This window comes from Mesorhizobium sp. P3_A2 (assembly GCF_056403115.1).
Map to the genome: position 1 here is coordinate 430608 of NZ_JBFUGC010000001.1, position 19418 is coordinate 450025.

Genomic DNA, 19418 nt, shown 5'->3' on the forward strand with positions numbered 1-19418 from the left:
CTCCGTCCTTTGCCTTTCCCGCCGCTTCGCCGCCGCGGCCGCCTATGGGGCTGTCCCCGTCAATTAGAAACTGTCTCTCAACCACTGACTCATGCGATGCAGTTTTCCGCCCGTTCCGGTCATCCTGAGACCGGAAATTCCTTTCGCCGGATGGCTCTCGAAACTCGCCATCTGCGGATAGATCAGCAGTCCGACCGCCGTCGAGAAAGCCGGGCCCTTGGCGGCTTCCGGCAGCCCCGCCACGCCGAGCGGGCGGCCGATGCGCACATTGCGTCCCAGAATCCGGCGTGCCGCTTCCGGCAGGCCCGCAAGCTGGCTGGCGCCGCCGGTCAGCACGACGCGCTTGCCCACGGCATTGCCGTAGCCCGACTTGTTCAGCCGGTCGCGCAACAGCTCTAGCGTCTCGTCGATGCGGGCGCGGATAATGCGCGTCATCACCGAGCGCGGGATCTGCAGCGGCATCTCGCCTTCCTCGCCGATCGGCTGGATCGACACCAGGTCGCGGTCATCGGCACTGCCGGGCAGCGCCGAGCCATGCATCACCTTCAGCCGTTCGGCCGCGTCGAGCGACGTCGACAGACCCTTGGCCATATCCAGCGTCACATGATTGCCGCCGATGGCGATGGCGTCGCCATGCACGAACTTGCCTTCCGAAAACACCGAGATCGTTGTCGTGCCGCCGCCCATGTCGATGCAGGCCGCGCCCATTTCGAGCTCGTCATCGACAAGCGCCGCAAGTCCGCTGGCATAGGGCGTCGCCACCATGCGCTCGACCGACAGATGCGAACGGTTGATGCAAAGTTCGAGATTGCGCAGCGGTGCGGCGTCGCCGGTCAGCACATGCATGTCGACGCCGAGCTGGTCGCCGACCATGCCGCGCGGATCGCGCACGCCGCGTTCGGCGTCCAGCGAAAAGCCGACCGGCAGCGAATGGATCACGTCGCGCTCGGCCTTGAGCGCCTGCTTGGCGCCGGCGGCAAGCACGCGCTTGATATCGGCCTCGTCGGCCTGATGGCCGCCGAGATTGATGGTGGCCGAATAGGTTTCGCTCTTCAGCCGGCCGGCCGTCATGTTGACGATCAGCGAATCCACCGTCAGTCCCGCCATGCGCTCGGCGGCGTCGACGGACAGGCGAATGGCGTGCTCGGCACGGTCGAGATCGACAACCACGCCCGACTTCACGCCTTGCGACTTCTGATGGCCGATGCCGATCACCTGGATGCGGTGCGAGCGGCCGCGCAGCAGCTTGCCGTCCTCGCGCGGCTTCAGTTTCGCCACCACGCAGCAAACCTTGCTTGAGCCGACATCCAGCACGGTCAGCGTGCCGGAGCGGCGCGAAGAGGCATCGCTGTTGCCGCCAAGCCAGCTCATATCTTCGTCTCCGACTTGCGCTTGAGGCTTTGCGGCTTTTCGTTGAGCGCCGCCTGGCGCTGCGTCGCCGCTTCCGGCGTCAGTTGCACCACCAGGCGATCGGAGATGCGCATGTCGACGGCCGCGATATCGCGCGTCAGAAGACCGTTGTCATGATCCATCCGAACCAGCTCGGCGATCGCCCGGTCCTCGCCATCCTCGGGCAGCTTGACGGTGATGCCGTTTTCCAGCTTCAGGTCCCAGCGCCGTTCGCCGATGCGGATATAGCCTTTGACCCGCGCCGCGAGCTCTGGATACTTCTTGATCTTGGCCAGGAAGTCGGGCGCCTTGGCCGGCGCACCGGTGCCGATGATCAACGGCAGCAAAGCCTGCTTGCCGCCCGAGAACGGCGCGATCACCGCGCCGGAGCGCTCAATGACCGAAAGCTCCGAGCCCTGCTGCCAGAGCGCGAAGGGTTCGCGCTCCTCGACACGCACTTCCAGTGTATGCGGATAGACCTTGCGCACCGCCGCCACTTCGACCCAGGGCAGCGTATCGATGCGCTCGCGCGCCGCCTCGGCATCGAAGCCGATCAGCGACGTCCAGCCATCGAGTTCAAGCCGGCCCAGTATGTCGATCTCCGAGGTCTGACGGTTGCCGACCACCTTGATCTGGTCGACGGCAAAGCCGGTGCGGGCGGTGATACTCTGGACGATGTCGTCGGCATGGCCGCCGAGAATGGCACCATAGAGGCTGCTCGATGCGATGAGCGAAGCGGACAGGATGGCTGCCGAAAAGCGCGGCGCGACGAAGTCGCCGCCACCCAGGCGCGCCAGCACGCGCACCGGCCGGCGCAGCACGCGCGGCAGCACGAAATGGTCGAACGACAACGGCATGCCGAACAGCGCCGGCCCGGCGCCACCCCTGCCCTTGTCCTGCCCCCATTTCAACGCAGACACGAAGCGTCCTCCACTATCCAACTCAACAGATCGCCGAACGAATGCCCCGCTTGGGCGGCGATTTCAGGCACCAAAGACGTCGGCGTCATGCCAGGCTGAGTGTTGATCTCGAGCCAGACAATTTCGCCGTTTTCGGAGTGACGATCGTCATAGCGGAAGTCCGACCGGGAAACGCCCCGACAGCCGATAGCCAGATGTGCCTTGAGCGCCAGTGTCTGTATTTTTTGGTAAATATTCGGTGAAATTTTAGCAGGGATTTCGTGTTTTGATCCGCCGGCGACGTATTTTGAATCATAGTCGTAGAAGGAGTGGCCGGTCGGGATGATCTCGCAGACGCCGAGCGCCACATCGCCCATGACGGCGCAGGTCAGCTCGCGGCCATGGATGTAGCGCTCGACCATGACGGTCTCGCCATATTTCCAATCGGACGAACCGATCACCTGCGGCGGATGCGACTGCCCTTCATGCACGATGACAACGCCGAAGCTTGAGCCTTCATTGACCGGCTTGACCACATAGGGCGGCTTCATCGGGTGCTTGTTCTGAATGGCGAAGCGGCTGGCAACCTTCGATTCCGCCACCGCAATGCCGGCAGCCTTGGCAACCTTCTTGGCCTGCTCCTTGTTCATGGCGAGCGCCGAGGCGAGCACACCCGAATGGGTGTAGGGAATCGCCAGATATTCGAGGATGCCCTGGATGGTGCCGTCTTCACCGAACGGACCGTGCAACGCGTTGAAGACAACATCAGGCTTGAGCTCGCCAAGCACGGCGCCGACATCGCGCGCAACGTCGACGCGGGTAACCTGGTAGCCTTCCTTCTCAAGCGCATCCGCACACGCCTTTCCCGAAGACAGAGACACGGGCCGCTCGGACGAGAATCCGCCCAGGAGGACAGCCACATGCTTGTTCTTCATATCCCGTCATTCCTCTCACGGCGGGCCCGCAACCACGCATTCAGCGACCAGATGGAGTCCGAGTCTCCCGGCAGGTTGCCCCCCAGACGGAAAACGCGGTCGACGCGTCGAACGACTCAAATCAGGAAACGCTTTAGGGCAGAGAATCAGAGAGTTGATTCGCTGGCAAGTGCTTATGATTCCGACAGATTCACTTTCCTCGAAAACGGCTGCAAAAAGCCCGTTGTGAGTCTTTCGGGCAACGGTCGCGGTGTTGTTTCAGACCGTTTGAAGTTCAAGCATCACATGAACTTCAGCTTGCGCCAAGATGCCTAGAGAAGTTGCCCAAGGAACTCTTGCACGGCGTGGCCGGGGCGGAAATTGCCGATGCGCTTGATTTCCCACTGCAGCCTTATGCCGGAATTTACAAGCACCCGGGCGCGCACCGTCTCGCCGAGATATTCGAGGTCGTAGCCGGTCGCGGTTCCGGTGTTGATCATGAAGTTGCAGTGCATCGGCGACATCTGCGCGCCGCCGATCATCAGCCCGCGGCAGCCGGCCTTGTCGATCTCCTTCCAGGCCGAGGTGCCCTCCGGATTCTTGAAGGTCGAGCCGCCGGTCTTCTCGCGGATCGGCTGCACCGTCTCGCGATGCGTCTGGACGGCGTCCATGGCCGCCTTGATCGCCGCCTTGTCTTCCCGCACGCCTTCGAAAATGGCGGAGGTGAAGATCAGCCCGGCAGGTGCTGCCGAGTGACGATAGGCATAGCCCATGTCTTCATTGCTCAGCGTGTGCAGATTGCCCTTGCGGTCGAGCGCCCGCACCTCCACGACCCGCTCTCGTGTCTCGACGCCATTGGCGCCGGCATTCATTCTCAGCGCCCCGCCGATGGCGCCGGGAATGCCGTGATAGAAATGAAAGCCGCCAATGCTGGCCTCATAGGCAACGGCAGCAACGCGCTTGTCCGGCGTCGCAGCGCCCGCCTTGATGCCGGTCGGCGATATGACCTCGGCTTCGCCAAAACCCTTGGCCGAAAGCCTGATGACGAAACCCGGAATACCGCCGTCGCGCACCAGGAGGTTAGAGCCGACGCCGACGACGGTGAGCGGGATCTCCTCCGGCACGGCGCGCAGGAAGGCGGCAAGGTCTTCCTCGTCGGCCGGCTGGAACAGCACCTCGGCCAGCCCTCCGGCGCGGAACCAGGTGATCTTGTCCATCTCGGCATTGGGCGTAATGCGACCACGCAGGCCGGCAAGCCGGTCGCCAAGTCTGTCGATCAGGTCCTGGCCGCGCATCATGAGACCGCACCGCCAAGTTCCCTGGGCAGCGCATAGGCCCATTGGGTGATGTTACCGGCGCCGAGGAAGACAACGAAGTCGCCGGGCTTGGCCAGTTCGCGGATGGTGGGGGCTATGGCAGCAGCACCGTCGATATAGCGCGCATCGCGGTGACCGCCGGAGCGGATGCGCGACACCAGCGCCTCCGAAGTCACGCCGTCGATCGGCTCCTCTCCCGCCGCATAGACCGGCGCCACCATCACCGTGTCGGCATCGTTGAAGCAGACCGAGAATTCGTCGAACAGATCGTGCAGGCGGGTGAAGCGGTGCGGCTGCGCGATGGCGATGACGCGGCCCTTGGTGGCGCTGCGCGCCGCTTTCAGCACCGCTGTGATCTCGACCGGGTGATGGCCGTAATCGTCGAAGATCTCGACGCCGTTCCACGAGCCGGTATGGGTGAAGCGCCGCTTGACGCCGGCGAAGGACGACAGCCCCTTCTTGATCGCCTCGGCCGACAGGCCGAGTTCATGCGCAACCGCAATCGCGGCCGTCGCGTTGGAGACATTGTGGCGGCCGGGCATCGGCAGGCGCAGGTCCGATATCGTCGTCTGGCCGCCGGTTTTGCGGTCGCGGATCACCACGTCGAACTCGGAGGCAGCACCGACCATGCGATGGTTGGTGAAGCGCACATCGGCCTGCGCGTTCTCGCCATAGGTGATGACGCGGCGGTCCTCGATGCGGCTGACCAGCGCCTGCACCTCCGGGTGGTCGGTGCACATCACGCCAAAGCCGTAGAACGGCACGTTCTCGACAAACTGGCGAAAGGCTTCGCGCACCTTGTCGAAACTGCCATAGTGATCGAGATGCTCGGGATCGATGTTGGTGACGACGGCAATTTCGGCCGGCAGCTTGAGGAAAGTGCCGTCGCTCTCGTCGGCTTCGACCACCATCCATTCGCCATCGCCCATGCGGGCATTGGTGCCATAGGCATTGATGATGCCGCCATTGATCACGGTCGGGTCGAGCCCGCCGGCATCAAGCAGCGTCGCCACCATCGAGGTGGTCGTCGTCTTGCCGTGGGTGCCGCCGATGGCGACGGCCTGGCGGAAGCGCATCAATTCGGCCAGCATCTCGGCGCGGCGCACGATCGGCAGAAGCTTCTCGCGCGCTGCCTTCAGTTCCGGATTGGATTTCTTGATCGCGGTCGAAACCACCACCACTTCGGCAGCACCGATATTCTCGGCCTTGTGGCCGACGAAGCAGTCGATGCCCTTGTCGCGCAGCCGCTGCACATTGGCGCTGTCGGCCTGATCGGAGCCCTGCACCTTGTAGCCAAGATTGTGCAGCACCTCGGCGATGCCGCTCATGCCGATGCCGCCAATGCCGATGAAATGCACAAGGCCGATGGTTTGCGGCATCTTCATCAATGCGTCCCCTTCCTGAAATCCGATACGGTTTTTCTGGACGCAATAGCCTCTGTGAGATCGGCGAGCAACCGTGCCGCGTCCGGCCGGCCGGCCGACTTCGCGCCGGCAGCCATAGCCGCCAGCCGCTCGGGATTGTCCATCAGCCCGCCAACAAGCGTCGCAATGCGCTCTGGCGACAGCGATGATTGCGGGTGGACTTCGCCGCCGCCGGCTGCCGCAAGGGCTGCCGCGTTCGCCGCCTGGTCGTGGTCCAGCGCATAGGGATAAGGCACCAGCAGCGCCGGCCGGCCGATGACGGCGATTTCCGAGACCGTCGAGGCGCCGGAGCGCGAGATCACCAGATGCGCGGTGGCCATGCGCTGCGCCATATCGGTGAAGAAGGGCGACACCTCGACATGGACGCCAAGTGCCGAATAGCCCGTCTTCACTCGCGCCACGTCGTCGGCGCGGGCCTGCTGGGTGATCACCAGCCGCTTGCGCTGCGCCTCCGGCAGGAGTGCGATGGCCGCCGGCATCGCATCGGAAAAAAACTGCGCGCCCTGGCTGCCGCCGAACACCAGGAGCCGGAACGGCTCCTCGCCTTGGGATGCCGTGTACGGCGTCTTTGCCGCCTCCAGGATCGGCGGCCGGACCGGATTGCCTGTGATGACCGTCTTGGCGCCGGCAGCACTTTCATCTTCAGGCAGAAAGCCGCCGGCAATGGCGTCGACGCGGCCGGACAGCGCCCGGTTGGCGCGGCCCATCACCGCGTTCTGCTCATGGATCAGCGTCGGCACCTTGCGCCGTGTCGCGGCATAGAGCGGCGGCAGGGTCGGATAACCGCCGAAGCCGACGACCGCGTCAGGTTTGATCCTGCCGATGACAGTGGAGGCCTGGCGCACGCCGCGCCAGATCTTCCAAAACGCGCCGAGCAAGGCGACGGGGTTTTTCGAGCCCATGGTCGCCGACTGGATCGGATGGATGGCGGCGGCCGGGAAATGGCCGGCAAACCGCTCGGCACGGTCGTCGGTCGCCAGATGCACGCTCCAGCCGCGTTCGATCAGCTCATGCGCCAGCGCCTCGGCCGGAAACAGATGCCCGCCGGTTCCGCCCGCCGCGAGAAGAATGACACCGCGCGCCATATCACTCCGCCGGCAAAGCGCGCTGCGACAGGGCAAAGCCCATCTGCTTGCGCTTTTCCGGACGCTTGCGCGTCAGCGCCAGCACCATGCCCATAGAGATGGCAATGGCGATCTGCGAGGAGCCGCCATAGGAGATGAAGGGCAGCGTCATGCCCTTGGCCGGCATCAGCTGCAGGTTGACGCACATATTGATGACCGACTGCAGGCCGAACACGGTCACCAGGCCGCCGACGGCGTAACGGGTGAAATCGTCATGCTCTTTCAGCGCCGTGTTGAGGCCGCGCAGCACGATGAAGGCGAAGATCGACATGATGAAGAAGCACATGATCAGCCCGAACTCTTCGCCGGCGACCGAAAACACGAAGTCGGCATGCGCGTCGGGGATGACGCGCTTGACCGTGCCCTCGCCCGGTCCGACGCCGAACCAGTGGCCGTTGATCAGCGCCTCACGGCCCATGTCGACCTGGAACGTATCGCCTTCGCCGGTCAGGAACTTGTCGATGCGGGCGGCGACATGCGGGAACACCGTATAGGCGGCAAACAGGCCGCTGGCCCCGGTGGCGCCAAGCGCGATGATCCAGAGCCATGGCAGGCCGGCCATGAAGAACATGACGCCCCAGGTGCCGGTCACCAGCATGGTCTGGCCAAGATCGGGCTGCGCCACCAAAAGCGAGATGACCAGGATCAAAAGCAGCATCGCGAACAAATTGCCTGGAATGTCAGGCTGGCGCTTGTGTTCGGCGAACAGCCACGCGCAGACGATGACGAAGGCAGGTTTCAAGAATTCCGACGGCTGGATCGACATGCCGACAAACGACACCCAGCGCCGCGCGCCCTTCACTTCGACGCCGATGTAGAGCACCGCCACCATCAGCACCAGCATGATGCACAGGATGACCAGCGCCATGCGCCGAATTTGTCTGGATTCCAGGAAGGACACGGCCAGCATCACGCCGAGCGCCGGGACGGTGAAGATGATCTGCCTGGTGGCAAAGTGGAAACTGTCGAGGCCGATGCGTTCGGCCACCGCCGGGCTTGCCGCAAAGGAGAGCACGATGCCGAGCCCCATCAGCGACAGGAATGCCGCCAGGAACCAGCGATCGATCGTCCACCACCAGGTTGCAACCGGGCTTTTGTCGAGACGGCTTTGCATTATCGTGCCCCTCCGATGGGTTTCACGCCCTCGATAGCATTCGCAGCTTGCCTGAAGGCTTCGCCGCGAACTTCGAAATTCTTGAACTGGTCGAAACTGGCGCAGGCCGGCGACAGCAACACCACCACCTCGCCGCTGTCATCCTTGGCCGCGTCCTGGGCGGCATGGTCGACCGCGGCGGCCAGCGTGCCCGAGATTTCATAGGGCACGGCTTCGCCCAGCGTCGCCGAAAAGGCAGGCGCCGCCTCGCCGATCAGATAGGCCTTGGCGATGCGCGGGAAGAAACCGCGCAGCGGCTCGATACCGCCTTCCTTGGGCAGCCCGCCGGCGATCCAGTAGATGCGCGGAAAACTCGACAGCGCCGGTGCCGCCGCATCGGCATTTGTCGCCTTGGAATCGTTGACGAACAGCACGTGGTCCTTGCGGCCGACCTGCTCCATGCGATGCGCGAGACCTGGGAAGCTTTCGAGCCCCGCCTGGATCTCGCCGAGGCTCAAGCCCACCTTGAGGCAGGCGGCGACCGCGGCCAGCGCGTTCTGCGCATTGTGCTGGCCGCGCAGCGAGCCGATGCCTTCTAGGAAGGCGACGCGGCTGTAGCGGCCATGCACGGCTTCCATCAGGTTGGAGCCGTCGGCAAAATAGCCGTCAGTCAGCGGCAGCCGCTTGGAGATGCGGATCACTTGCCCACCCGCCCGCTCCAGCCGGTCGGCGATCTGCGCGCACCAGCTGTCGTCGACGCCGACGATGGCCGTCTCGCTGCCGGCGACCAGCCGCTCCTTGATCGAAGCGTAATGCTGCATGGTGCCGTGGCGGTCGAGATGGTCGGGCGTCAGATTGAGCAGGATGCCAGCCGTCGGGTTGATCGAGGGCGCGAGGTCGATCTGGTAGGAGGAACATTCGACGACGTAGTGCCGGTCCGGCTGCGGCGGATCGAGCGTCATGATGGCGCGGCCGATATTGCCGCCCATCTGCGTGTCGCGGCCTGCCGATTTGATGATATGCGCGGTCAGCGCGGTCGTCGTCGACTTGCCGTTGGTTCCCGTGATGGCGATGAAGGGAGCCGATCGGGCGCGCGCGATCCGCTCGCGGCAGAACAGCTCGATGTCGCCGATTACTTCGACGCCGGCGCCGCGCGCCAGTTCCACCGTCCAGTGCGGCTTCGGATGGGTCAGCGGTACGCCGGGCGACAGCACGAAAGCCGAAAATTTCGCCCAGTCGGCGCCGCGCAGATCGGCGGTCGCAATGCCCTGGCCGGCGGCCTTGGCGACGCTGTCGGGATTGTCGTCCCAGGCCAACACATCGGCCCCGCCCTCGATCAGCGCGCGCGCCGTGGCGATCCCCGAGCCACCGAGCCCGAAGAGCGAAACGCGTTTGCCCGAAAAGGATGCGGCGGGGATCAAGCGGGCTCCTATCTCAGCTTGAGGGTCGACAGGCCGACCAGCGCCAGGATGACGGCGATGATCCAGAAGCGGATCACCACCTGGCTTTCGGTCCAGCCGAGCTTTTCGAAATGATGGTGTATCGGCGCCATCAGGAAGACGCGCTTGCCGGTCATCTTGAAATAACCGACCTGGATGATGACCGACAGGATTTCCACGACAAACAATCCGCCGACGATGACCAGCACGATCTCGTGCTTGGTGGCGACCGCGACGGTGCCGATCAGGCCGCCCATGGCCAGCGAACCGGTGTCGCCCATGAAGATTGCCGCCGGCGGCGCGTTGAACCAGAGGAAGCCGAGGCCGGCGCCGATGACGGCGCCGAGCACGACGGCCAGCTCGCCGGTGCCTGGCACGAAATGGATCTGCAGATATTCGGCAAACACCGCATTGCCGGAGAGATAAGCGATGACGCCGAAGGAGGCCGCCGCGATCATGATCGGCACGATCGCCAGCCCGTCGAGGCCATCGGTCAAATTCACCGCATTGCCGGCGCCGACAATGACGAAGCAGGAGAACGGCACGAAGAACCAGCCGAGATTGACGATGAATTCCTTGGCGAAGGGGAAGGTCAGCGACGACGAGAACGGCGCCTGGCCATTATGCATGATCACCCAGGCGGCGATGCCGGCGATGACGAATTCCAGCGCCAGCCGCGCCTTGCCGGAAAAGCCGAGATGCGACTGCTTCGTCACCTTGAGATAGTCGTCGTAGAAGCCGATCGAGCCGAAGCCCAGCGTCACCAGAAGCACCACCCAGACATAGATGCTGGAGAGGTTCGCCCACAGAAGCGACGAGCCAACGATGCCGCACAGGATCATCAGCCCGCCCATGGTCGGCGTGCCGGCCTTCTTGAAATGCGTCTGCGGCCCGTCGGCGCGGATCGGCTGGCCCTTGCCTTGCCTGAGCCTCAGCGAATTGATGATGGTCGGCCCGAAGATGAAGACGATCAGCGCCGAGGTGATCAGCGCGCCGCCGGTGCGGAAGGTTATGTAGCGGAAGACATTGAAGACCGAGATCTTGTCCGCAAAATCGACGAGCAATGTAAACATGCGATTCCGTCCCTCGGACTAGTTCTGTTTCGTGCCTGCGGCTTCAGCCGGAAATTTGCCGAGCAAGGCATCGACCAGTTTTGAAAAACCGATGCCTTTCGACGATTTGATCATCACCACGTCGCCCGGCTTAAGCGCCGACAGCAATACCGGCTTCAGATCCTCGGCGCCGGCGCGGTAGTCCGCTTCGATCTCGTCGGGCAGGATATCAGCCAGCGCCCGCATCTCCGGGCCGCCGAGAAAGACTTTGCGTGTTTCGGTACCGACGATCAGATCGGCAAGGGCTGCATGCAGCTTTGCCGAATGTTCGCCGAGCTCGAGCATGTCGCCGAGTACGGCGATCCGGCGGCCCTCGCCCGACACTGGCGTCGCGTTGAGCAGCGCCATGGCGGCACTCATCGATGCCGGATTGGCGTTGTAGCTCTCGTCGATCAGCGTGATCGGTCCCCTGGGATGGCGCAGCACATGGCGCTTGCCACGGCCACGCTCGGCAGAGAGATCGGCCAGCGCCTCCGCCACCTTGCCGATGTCGGCTTCAACCAGATGCGCCGCGCCGAGAACGGCCAGCACATTTTGCACCATGTGGCGGCCGGGTGCGCCGATACGGACGACGACGTCCTGCCCGCCGATCCTGGCGGTAATGTCGGAATGATCCGCATGCAGCTCGCATTTGGTGAGCTTGTAGGTCGAGCGGGCGTTTTCGCCGAAGCCGAAGACATGCTCGACGCCGGCGGCGCGCGCCATTTTGTCGAGCAGCTTCCAGCGCCCATCGTCGCGGTTGAGCAAGGCAGCACCGCCGGGCTCGATGCCTTCAAAAATCTCTGCCTTGGCCTTGGCGATCTCGTCGAGATTTTTGAAGAAGCCGAGATGTGCGGCGGCGATCAGCGTGACGATGGCGACATGCGGCCGGACCATCTTGACCAGCGGCCGGATCTCGCCGGGATGGTTCATGCCGATCTCGAACACGGCGTAGTCGCAATCGTCCGGCATGCGCGCCAGCGTCAGCGGCACACCCCAATGATTGTTGAAGGATTGCGCCGAGGCATGCACCTTGCCGACGGCCGACAGCACATGGCGCAGCGCTTCCTTGGTCGTGGTCTTGCCGGCAGAGCCGGTCACCGCGATGATTTTCGCCTTGGAACGCTCGCGCGCGGCGACGCCGAGTTTTTCGAGTGCCGCCAGCACATCCTGCACGACGATCATCGGCGCCGTCAGCCGCCCGAGCGATGGCAGTTTGCCTTCGGCGACAACCAGAACGCCGGCGCCGGCCTTGATCGCCGCGGTCGCGAAATCATGGCCGTCCATCGTCTCGCCCTTGATGGCGAAGAAGGCGTCGCCCGGCTGCAGGCTGCGGCTGTCGATCGAGATCCCCGATATGCCTTCCGGCATTGGCCCAAGCGGCCGTCCGCCCATGGCGTCGACCAGCGCATCGGCAGTCCAGAGCACGCTCATGCGGCCCTCTCCCGCAATGCCGAGCGGACTTCCTCATGGTCTGAGAAAGGAAATGTCTCGGCGCCGATGGTCTGGCCCTCTTCATGGCCCTTGCCGGCAACGATCAGCGTATCGCCGGCCTTAAGCATCGCGACGGCATCGTGGATCGCCTTGCGGCGATCGCCGATCTCGATGGCGCCGGGCGCGGCCGCCAGGATAGCGGCGCGGATCGTTTCCGGCACTTCCGAACGCGGGTTGTCATCGGTGACGATGACGACATCGGCAAGCCGTGTAGCGATCTCGCCCATGATCGGCCTCTTTCCCCGGTCGCGGTCGCCGCCGCAGCCGAACACGACAATGACGCGGCCGGTGGTGAACGGGCGCACAGCGGCCAGCACATTTTCCAGCGCATCCGGCTTGTGGGCATAATCGACATAGACCGGCGCGCCATTGGCAGTCGCGCCGACAAGGTCGAGCCGGCCTGGCGCGCCCTGGAGTTTCTCCAATGCCATCAAAGCCTTGGCGACTGGCGTTCCAGTGGAAATCGCCAGACCCGCCGAAACCAGGGCGTTGGCAATCTGGAAATCGCCGGCCAGCGGCAGGTCGATCTCGTAGAGTACGCCATCGGCTTCGACCTCGGCGCGCTGGCGGTGGCGCTCATGCTCGACCCGCTTCAGGCGGAGAAAATCGCCGTGGCGGCCAACCGTCAGCACCTTGAGCCCAGCGGCCTGCGCTGCCTTGACCGTCGGCGCAGACCACGGATCGTCGGCAAAGATGATGGCCGGCGCGCCTTTCGGTAGCAGCGTATCGAACAGGCGCAATTTGGCGCGATGATAGTCCTCGACGGTCGGATGATAGTCCATATGGTCGCGGCCGAGATTGGTGAAACCGCCGGCGGCGAGCTTCACACCATCGAGGCGGCGCTGGTCGAGACCATGGCTGGAGGCTTCCATCGAGGCATGGGTGACGCCGGCCTCCGCCAATTCCCTGAGCAATTGGTGCAAAGCCACCGGATCGGGCGTGGTCAGCGATCCATACTCGTTGCGGCCCGGCGCCACCACGCCGGTGGTGCCGATTGAAGCGGCGGCGAAACCGGCCTGCTCCCAGATCTGCCTGGTGAAGGCAGCGACCGACGTCTTGCCCGCGGTGCCGGTGACCGCGACCATGGTTTCAGGCTGCCTGCCAAAGAAGCGCGCGGCACTCAGCGCCAGCGCCAGACGCGGATCATCGACGCTCAGCACCGGAACCGACAGGCCGGCAATCGCGCTGGCCTTACCCACGACAACCGCCGCCGCGCCGCGTTTTTCCGCATCGGCGACATAGGTGGCGCCGTCCGCCTTGCTGCCGGCAAGCGCGAAAAAGACGACGCCGGGTTTGACCTGGCGGGAATCCGACGAAATCCCGGTTACCTCCAGATCGCGGGACGCTGTTCCCTCGACAGGCAGGATACCGGCTAAATCTTTCAGGTGCATCGAACCCCGTTCATCGCAACAAAATAGCGCGCAGTTGCCGGCGCGCCCTAAGAATCACTGATAGGAAACCAGCGTTGCACCATTTTCATGGCTGAAATCTGGCTTCACGCCAAGCATGGCCGCTGCTCGCCGGATGATATTGCCGGCCATAACCCCCGCATTGTTGGCGGCAACGTCGGTCATCCCGGGCTTTTCGGGGTGCGGAGCGTCGGCAATCGTAAACACCAGATATTGCGGATCGTCCATCGGGAAAGCGGCGACGAAGGTGTTGAAATTCAGTTCCTTCGAGTAGCGGCCATTGATGACTTTCTCGGCCGTTCCAGTCTTGCCGCCAACGCGGTAGCCAGGGGCCCTGGCGTTTCTGGCCGAGCCCTTCTCTGCATTGAGCGTGTAGAGGTAGCGCATGCCCTCCACCGTCTTTTCGCTGACCACTCTCTTGGCCACCGCCATGGCTTCCTGCTGGCTGCGGACCAGGAATGTCGGCTGGATCAGGTAGCCCTGCATCAGTGCCGCGCAGCCGACCGCGGCCTGCAGCGGTGTCGTCGACACGCCATGGCCGAAGGCGATGGTGAACGAGTTGACCTGTTTCCAGACCTTGGGCTCGGTCGGGCGTGCGACCTCAGGCAGTTCGGTCTGCATCCTGTCCAAAAGGCCGAGGCGATGCAGGAATTCGCGGTGCCCCTCGATGCCGACTAGCTCGGCCTCGCGCGCCGATCCGATGTTGGAGGAATAGAGGAACACTTCCGGCAGCGACAGCACGCGGTTCTTGCCATGAAAATCGTGGATGGCCTGATGGCCGACACGGATCGGATGCGACGCGTCGAAACGGCTGTTCATGTTAGCCTTGCCGGAATCGAGCGCCATCGCCGAGGTAAAGCTCTTGAAGGTCGAGCCCATCTCGTAGAGGCCGGCGGACATGCGGTTCAGCCGGTCCTTGTCTTGCGCATTAAAGGGATTGTTCGGATCGAAATCCGGCACCGAGGCCATGGCCACCACTTCACCGGTCTTGATGTTGAGCACAACGGCGCCGGCGCCCATGGCGCGATAGCGTTCGAGGCCGGCGGCGATCTCGTCGCGCACCACATGCTGGACGCGCAGATCGATCGAAAGCTGCACCGGCTTCAGGTCCTTCGCCACCGCAAGGCCAGAGGCCTGCAAGTCGCTCAGGCCCTGCTCGTCGATATATTTCTCCATGCCGGAGATGCCCTGATTGTCGATGTTGGTGAGGCCGACAATGTAGGATGACGTCACGCCGGCCGGATAGAAGCGGCGCTTTTCGGTGCGAAAGCCGATGCCTGGAATACCGAGCTGCATGATGTCGGCTTGCTGCTTGGGCGTCAGCTGCCGCTGCAGCCAGACGAAGCCGGCGCCGCTCTTCAGCTTGTGGTAGGTCTGCTCGGGGTCGATATCGGGCAGAATGGTGGACAGCTTTTCGATCGCCTCGTCGGCATCGACGATGCGGCGCGGCTCGGCAAACAGCGATGCCGTCTTGATATCGGTCGCCAGCACCTCGCCATTGCGGTCGACAATGTCAGGCCGCGATGCCGTCACCCGGCTCTGCGGCCCGTTCGACATGTCGGGGTTCTGGAAACCGAGATAGACCAGCCGTCCAGCGATGGTGGAATAGATGCCGAAGAACACCGCCATCGTCATGATGATGCGGGTCTTGGCCTTGCCGCCGGTCGCCTTGCGCGCGCCTTCGACAACGATCGAGCCGTCCTCGCCGGTCCTTGCGCGCCGCTTCAGCAATTTGCCGATAGACGGAAGTTTGGCCGTCATGGGAAGTCCCGCGATCATTGCACGATGGCTCCGGTCACCACGGGATCCTTGCCGGCTGGTCCTTCGCCGGAATTATCGGCCATGCCGCCGAGTCGCTGCGACGACAGGTCCTCGATGTTGAGCGGTTTTGCCGGCAGATCGTCGATCCCGACGATCTGTCGCGCATTGACCGGCTCGAGTGCGAGCTGCGATTTGTAGGTTTCAGCCAGCTTCTGCAGGCGCGACGGCTGAGTCAGCAGGCTCCAGTCGGCCTTGAGCAGGTCGATCGTGTCCTCCTCATAGCGGATCTGCGCCTCGATCTTTTGCACCGAGGCCAGTTGTTCCTCAGCCTCGCGCTTGGCCTTGTAAGTGAAGGCCGCGGCCGAGACCATGACGGCGATCAGGACTATGTCGCTGGTTCGAAACAATTGTTCACCTCTCTCGCGGCGCCTGGATGCCGGGAAGCTTTGGAAGGCCGAAAATTGAAAGATCGCCGGCGCGCGCTGGCGCCTCGGTGCGTATTGCTGCGCGCAGCCTGGCCGATCGCGCCCGTGGATTGGCGGCTATCTCAGCGTCGCCGGGCGTCACGCCGCCACCGGCTTTGCGGAAGGTGGCGCTGCGCGCATGCGCCTCGGGCATATGGCGCGAGCCGGTCACCGCATCGGCGCGGTCGGCGATGAAGCGCTTGACGATGCGATCTTCCAGCGAATGGAACGTCACCACGGCAAGCCGCCCGCCGGGCTTCAGCACGCGCTCAGACGCCACCAACGCCTTGGCCAGCTCGCCCAGCTCGTCATTGACGAAGATGCGCAGCGCTTGGAAGACGCGGGTGGCCGGATGGATCTTGTCCTTCGGCGCGCGGCCGATATGCGTCTCGATGGCGTCGGCGAGATCGAGCGTGCGCTCGAACGGCCGTTTTTCGCGCCGGCTCTCGATCATGCGGGCAATGCGCCCGGCGTTGCGCTCTTCGCCAAGGAAGCCGAAAATGCGGGCGAGATCGCCCATCTTGAAGCTATTGACGACGTCTGCGGCGCTCAAGCCTGCCTGTGCCATGCGCATGTCGAGCGGCCCGTCGGCGCGGAACGAAAAGCCGCGTTCGGCCTGGTCGACCTGCATGGAGGAAATGCCGATGTCGAGCACAACGCCGTCGGCGCTTTCGACCTGCTCGTCCAGCGTCGAGAACGGCGCTTGCACCAGCCTCAGCCTGCCTCCGGATTGCTGCTCCAGGTTCCGCCCCGCGGCGATGGCGTCCGGATCGCGATCGATCGCCACCACCGAGGCGCCGCTCGCCAGGATCGCCTTGGTGTAGCCGCCAGCGCCGAAGGTACCGTCGACGATCACATCGCCTTCTTTGGGCGAGAGCGCTTCCAGCACTTCGGCAAGGAGGACCGGAATGTGACGGACCGATCCGCCAACGGCGCTGATATCATCGCCGTGATCCGCCATCATTCCGGTCGCTCCCCAGGCTTCGTCCCCTGCCGAAGCTGCAAAAGCCGGGCGCGCGCCTGCGCCCCATAGGCGGCAAGCCGCCCGGGTTCCCAAACTTGAAAGAAATTGCCGCGACCGACAAAAGCGACTTCGCTCGAGATGCCCGTATGCTCGCGGATGAAATCGGTCATCGTGATGCGGCCGTCCTGATCGAGTTTCAGGAACGTCCCGTCGCCATGGCAGAAGAACGACATGTCGTCCGCCGTCTGCAGGAAAGGATCCTCCAGCGCGATGCGCTGCTCGTAGCGGTCGAGCAGGTCGAGCCCGCCGACATCCATCGCCGGGACATCGAGGCCGCGCAGCGCGTAGAGTTCCGAATAGCCGCGTTTCTGCACGACCGCGCGGAAATGCGCCGGAACGGAGACCCGCCCCTTCGCATCGATCCTGTTCACCGCGCTTGACAGAAACCGGTCCATGACCCTCTACAGCCGCTTCCGCCGCCGCACCCCTCTCCATGTTTTCGTCCGCGCCAGTGAGGCGCGTCCCCTGCCGAAAATCTGCTTCGGTCCCAACGGCAAAACCCCGCGAACGCACAGCCGCCGCGGCTGCCCGATTGGCGTACGCTTTACCCTGACGCGGAACGAAGGCTTTGGTGTCGAAATGGGATATCATGGGGCACTATGGGCGTCAACGGGATCAGGCTTCACAAACGCGCGCCCCACAACCGGTGAGAGCAGCTTTGACGGCGCTCCCGTCTTTATCGTCCATTAAGCCTAACGAAGCGTTTAGAGCGGCTTGGCCCAACCGGAAGCGGCTTGCCGCGCATCGCTACCGCGCATAGCGTCAGCCGTCTTTCCGCCCAGCAACAAGGTTAGAAAATCCATGTCCGAAACAGCCAGGTCACGCGCGGCCTCCCTTGCCCATCTGCGTCGCGACGGGCTTGCCAAAGGCGACCCCATCCCTTTGCCGCTGACTATGGCTGCCATTTTCCACAATCCAGGCGATGGCGCCGGCTACAGTCAGTACGGCCGCTACAGCAACGCCACCTGGGATGCGGTCGAGCACATGCTGGCGCATCTGGAAGGCGCCCCATGCGTCGGCTTCCCCTCGGGAATGGCGGCGATCTCGGCGGTGTTTTTCGGCCTGTTGCAATCGGGCGACCGCGTCCTGCTGCCCTCCGACGGCTATCACGCCACGCGCGCGCTGGCCGAGCGCTTCCTGAAACCGTTCGGCATCGCCTATGATCTCAGGCCGACATCGACCTTTCTCGACGGCGGCTTCGAGGGTTATCGGCTCGTCTATGTCGAAACGCCGTCAAATCCGCGACTGGACATCTGCGACATCGCGGCCGTCGCCGAGGCCGCTCACCGGGCGGGTGCGATCGTCGTCGTCGACAACACGACGATGACGCCGTTCGGCCAGCGCCCGCTCGATCTCGGCGCAGACATCGTCGTCGCCGCCGACACCAAGGCGACCAACGGTCATTCCGACGTGCTGTTCGGCCATGTCGCCAGCCGCAATCCGGAGATCATCGCCGCCGTCACCGGCTGGCGCGAGTTGGCGGGCGGCATTCCCGGCCCGTTCGAGGCATGGCTGGTGCATCGTGGCCTGGAGACGCTGGACGTGCGCTTCGACCGCATGTGCACTTCGGCGGAGATAATTGCGAAGCGCCTGAAGGACCATCGCGCCGTGAGCGGGCTGCGCTATCCCGGGCTGGAAGGCGACCCGTCGCACAATCTCGCCCGCGCCCAGATGGAGCGTTTCGGTTTCCTCGTGTCCTTCGAACTCGCCTCAGAGGGCAAGGCCGAGGATTTCATCAACAACTGCACGCTGATGCAGGCGGCGACATCCTTCGGCGGCGTCCACAGCTCCGCCGAGCGGCGCGCCAAACGCGGCGACGCCGTTCCGCCCGGATTCGTGCGCCTGTCGGTCGGTTGCGAGCCAGTGGAAGAACTCTGGCAGGCGATCGAAGCATCGCTGGACAAGATCGGGCTTGAACGGGCGGATTAAGTGACTAGGTCGACGGCGCCAATATCGCGCCTGCCGTGCAAGACACGAATGATCTCGATCGCGTCTTCGCCCACACGGTACAGAATGAGGTATTCTCGGACGATCAGATGACGAATACCGGGCGCGATGTCGTCACGCGGCGCCCCTGAGTATGGATACGTCGCCAGTTTGCTGCCAGCGTGCCTCAATCCGGTCGAGCAATCGGTCGGCCGCAGCCTCGCTGTCGCGTCCAACATGCAGCCAGATCGCGATCAGGTCTTCTTCTGCGCGCGCATTGCGGACGATGGGCAGCAAACTCATGCTGCGTCATCGCCTCTCAATCGCCTGCGTGCTTCGGCCTTGATCTCGTCCATCGACGCAAAACGTCCCGGCCCACTGTCGATCCCCTCCTGCACCAGCTTGCGCAACTCCTCGACCGTGTAGCCGAGCAGGTCGCGCCGGTCCTTCCACTGCCGCAGGGCGTCGCGGATCACTTCGCTGGCAGACGCATATTCGCCGGCGGCCACGACATCGTCGACCGCCGCTGCCAGCTCCGGCGAAAGCGTGATGCTGCGTTTGTCGACATGACCCATGACGTGCTCCTTGATCCCATCCACCACGAAGGTCATGGTACGATTTAATCGCACCAAGTTCAAGACGTGGTCTCGG

The 19418-nt window shown here is 63.9% G+C and carries 19 protein-coding genes; 1 reads left to right on the forward strand and 18 read right to left on the reverse strand.

Translation table 11 applies throughout. The features are described 5' to 3' along the window. Positions 1 to 63: 63 nt before the first annotated feature. The 15 genes from ftsA to mraZ form a co-directional block, all read right to left on the reverse strand. Entirely contained in the window at positions 64 to 1371 is a 1308-nt protein-coding gene (gene ftsA / locus AC1DXM_RS02060; RefSeq protein WP_112560390.1) for a cell division protein FtsA, read from the reverse strand. Then, the gene (locus AC1DXM_RS02065; RefSeq protein WP_477231520.1) at positions 1368 to 2309 is read right to left on the reverse strand and encodes a cell division protein FtsQ/DivIB; all 942 of its coding nucleotides are present in this window, start codon (positions 2307 to 2309) and stop codon (positions 1368 to 1370) included. Before AC1DXM_RS02065 ends, ftsA begins: the two co-directional genes overlap by 4 nt. Continuing rightward, positions 2297 to 3223 (reverse strand): D-alanine--D-alanine ligase, encoded by a 927-nt coding sequence (locus AC1DXM_RS02070; RefSeq protein WP_477231521.1) that lies wholly within the window; start codon positions 3221 to 3223, stop codon positions 2297 to 2299. Before AC1DXM_RS02070 ends, AC1DXM_RS02065 begins: the two co-directional genes overlap by 13 nt. A gap of 311 nt (positions 3224 to 3534) precedes the next feature. Then, complete coding sequence (gene murB / locus AC1DXM_RS02075; protein WP_477231522.1) at positions 3535 to 4500, reverse strand: UDP-N-acetylmuramate dehydrogenase; 966 nt, start codon at positions 4498 to 4500, stop codon at positions 3535 to 3537. After that, positions 4497 to 5903 carry a UDP-N-acetylmuramate--L-alanine ligase gene (murC, locus tag AC1DXM_RS02080; RefSeq protein WP_477231523.1) on the reverse strand — a complete coding sequence of 469 codons (1407 nt, stop codon included), beginning with the start codon at positions 5901 to 5903 and terminating at the stop codon, positions 4497 to 4499. The genes murB and murC overlap by 4 nt, the downstream gene beginning before the upstream one ends. Next, positions 5903 to 7027 carry an undecaprenyldiphospho-muramoylpentapeptide beta-N-acetylglucosaminyltransferase gene (gene murG, locus AC1DXM_RS02085; protein ID WP_477231524.1) on the reverse strand — a complete coding sequence of 375 codons (1125 nt, stop codon included), beginning with the start codon at positions 7025 to 7027 and terminating at the stop codon, positions 5903 to 5905. The genes murC and murG overlap by 1 nt, the downstream gene beginning before the upstream one ends. A 1-nt stretch (position 7028) precedes the next feature. Next, positions 7029 to 8180: a putative lipid II flippase FtsW gene (gene ftsW, locus AC1DXM_RS02090; RefSeq protein WP_112560384.1), complete on the reverse strand. Its 1152-nt coding sequence runs from the start codon at positions 8178 to 8180 to the stop codon at positions 7029 to 7031. Then, on the reverse strand, positions 8180 to 9580 hold the full coding sequence (gene murD / locus AC1DXM_RS02095; RefSeq protein ID WP_477231525.1) for a UDP-N-acetylmuramoyl-L-alanine--D-glutamate ligase: 1401 nt from the start codon (positions 9578 to 9580) through the stop codon (positions 8180 to 8182). The genes ftsW and murD overlap by 1 nt, the downstream gene beginning before the upstream one ends. Positions 9581 to 9588: 8 nt before the next feature. After that, the gene (mraY, locus tag AC1DXM_RS02100; protein ID WP_477231526.1) at positions 9589 to 10671 is read right to left on the reverse strand and encodes a phospho-N-acetylmuramoyl-pentapeptide-transferase; all 1083 of its coding nucleotides are present in this window, start codon (positions 10669 to 10671) and stop codon (positions 9589 to 9591) included. Positions 10672 to 10689: 18 nt separating this feature from the next. Beyond that, complete coding sequence (locus AC1DXM_RS02105; RefSeq protein ID WP_477231527.1) at positions 10690 to 12123, reverse strand: UDP-N-acetylmuramoylalanyl-D-glutamyl-2,6-diaminopimelate--D-alanyl-D-alanine ligase; 1434 nt, start codon at positions 12121 to 12123, stop codon at positions 10690 to 10692. Next, positions 12120 to 13574: a UDP-N-acetylmuramoyl-L-alanyl-D-glutamate--2,6-diaminopimelate ligase gene (locus AC1DXM_RS02110; RefSeq protein WP_477231528.1), complete on the reverse strand. Its 1455-nt coding sequence runs from the start codon at positions 13572 to 13574 to the stop codon at positions 12120 to 12122. The genes AC1DXM_RS02105 and AC1DXM_RS02110 overlap by 4 nt, the downstream gene beginning before the upstream one ends. Before the next feature lie 54 nt (positions 13575 to 13628). Then, positions 13629 to 15353, reverse strand: coding sequence for a peptidoglycan D,D-transpeptidase FtsI family protein (locus tag AC1DXM_RS02115; RefSeq protein ID WP_477231529.1), 1725 nt, complete (start codon positions 15351 to 15353; stop codon positions 13629 to 13631). 14 nt (positions 15354 to 15367) lie between these two features. Beyond that, entirely contained in the window at positions 15368 to 15760 is a 393-nt protein-coding gene (ftsL, locus tag AC1DXM_RS02120) for a cell division protein FtsL (RefSeq protein ID WP_477231530.1), read from the reverse strand. 4 nt (positions 15761 to 15764) lie between these two features. Beyond that, the gene (gene rsmH, locus AC1DXM_RS02125) at positions 15765 to 16781 is read right to left on the reverse strand and encodes a 16S rRNA (cytosine(1402)-N(4))-methyltransferase RsmH (RefSeq protein WP_477231531.1); all 1017 of its coding nucleotides are present in this window, start codon (positions 16779 to 16781) and stop codon (positions 15765 to 15767) included. Beyond that, positions 16778 to 17236 carry a division/cell wall cluster transcriptional repressor MraZ gene (gene mraZ / locus AC1DXM_RS02130; RefSeq protein WP_477231532.1) on the reverse strand — a complete coding sequence of 153 codons (459 nt, stop codon included), beginning with the start codon at positions 17234 to 17236 and terminating at the stop codon, positions 16778 to 16780. Before mraZ ends, rsmH begins: the two co-directional genes overlap by 4 nt. A gap of 406 nt (positions 17237 to 17642) precedes the next feature. Here mraZ and AC1DXM_RS02135 point away from each other — a divergent pair, with 406 nt between their 5' ends. Next, positions 17643 to 18770: a cystathionine gamma-lyase gene (locus AC1DXM_RS02135; RefSeq protein ID WP_477231533.1), complete on the forward strand. Its 1128-nt coding sequence runs from the start codon at positions 17643 to 17645 to the stop codon at positions 18768 to 18770. Here the strand turns inward: AC1DXM_RS02135 and AC1DXM_RS02140 are convergent. Genes AC1DXM_RS02140 through AC1DXM_RS02150 form a run of 3 tightly spaced genes read right to left on the reverse strand, consistent with a single transcriptional unit; the run spans position 18767 to position 19342 of the window. Further along, positions 18767 to 18958 carry a type II toxin-antitoxin system RelE/ParE family toxin gene (locus tag AC1DXM_RS02140; protein WP_477231951.1) on the reverse strand — a complete coding sequence of 64 codons (192 nt, stop codon included), beginning with the start codon at positions 18956 to 18958 and terminating at the stop codon, positions 18767 to 18769. The genes AC1DXM_RS02135 and AC1DXM_RS02140 overlap by 4 nt on opposite strands. After that, entirely contained in the window at positions 18903 to 19070 is a 168-nt protein-coding gene (locus AC1DXM_RS02145; RefSeq protein WP_477231977.1) for a hypothetical protein, read from the reverse strand. The genes AC1DXM_RS02140 and AC1DXM_RS02145 overlap by 56 nt, the downstream gene beginning before the upstream one ends. Then, positions 19067 to 19342 (reverse strand): type II toxin-antitoxin system ParD family antitoxin, encoded by a 276-nt coding sequence (locus AC1DXM_RS02150; RefSeq protein ID WP_477231952.1) that lies wholly within the window; start codon positions 19340 to 19342, stop codon positions 19067 to 19069. The genes AC1DXM_RS02145 and AC1DXM_RS02150 overlap by 4 nt, the downstream gene beginning before the upstream one ends. Positions 19343 to 19418 lie beyond the last annotated feature (76 nt).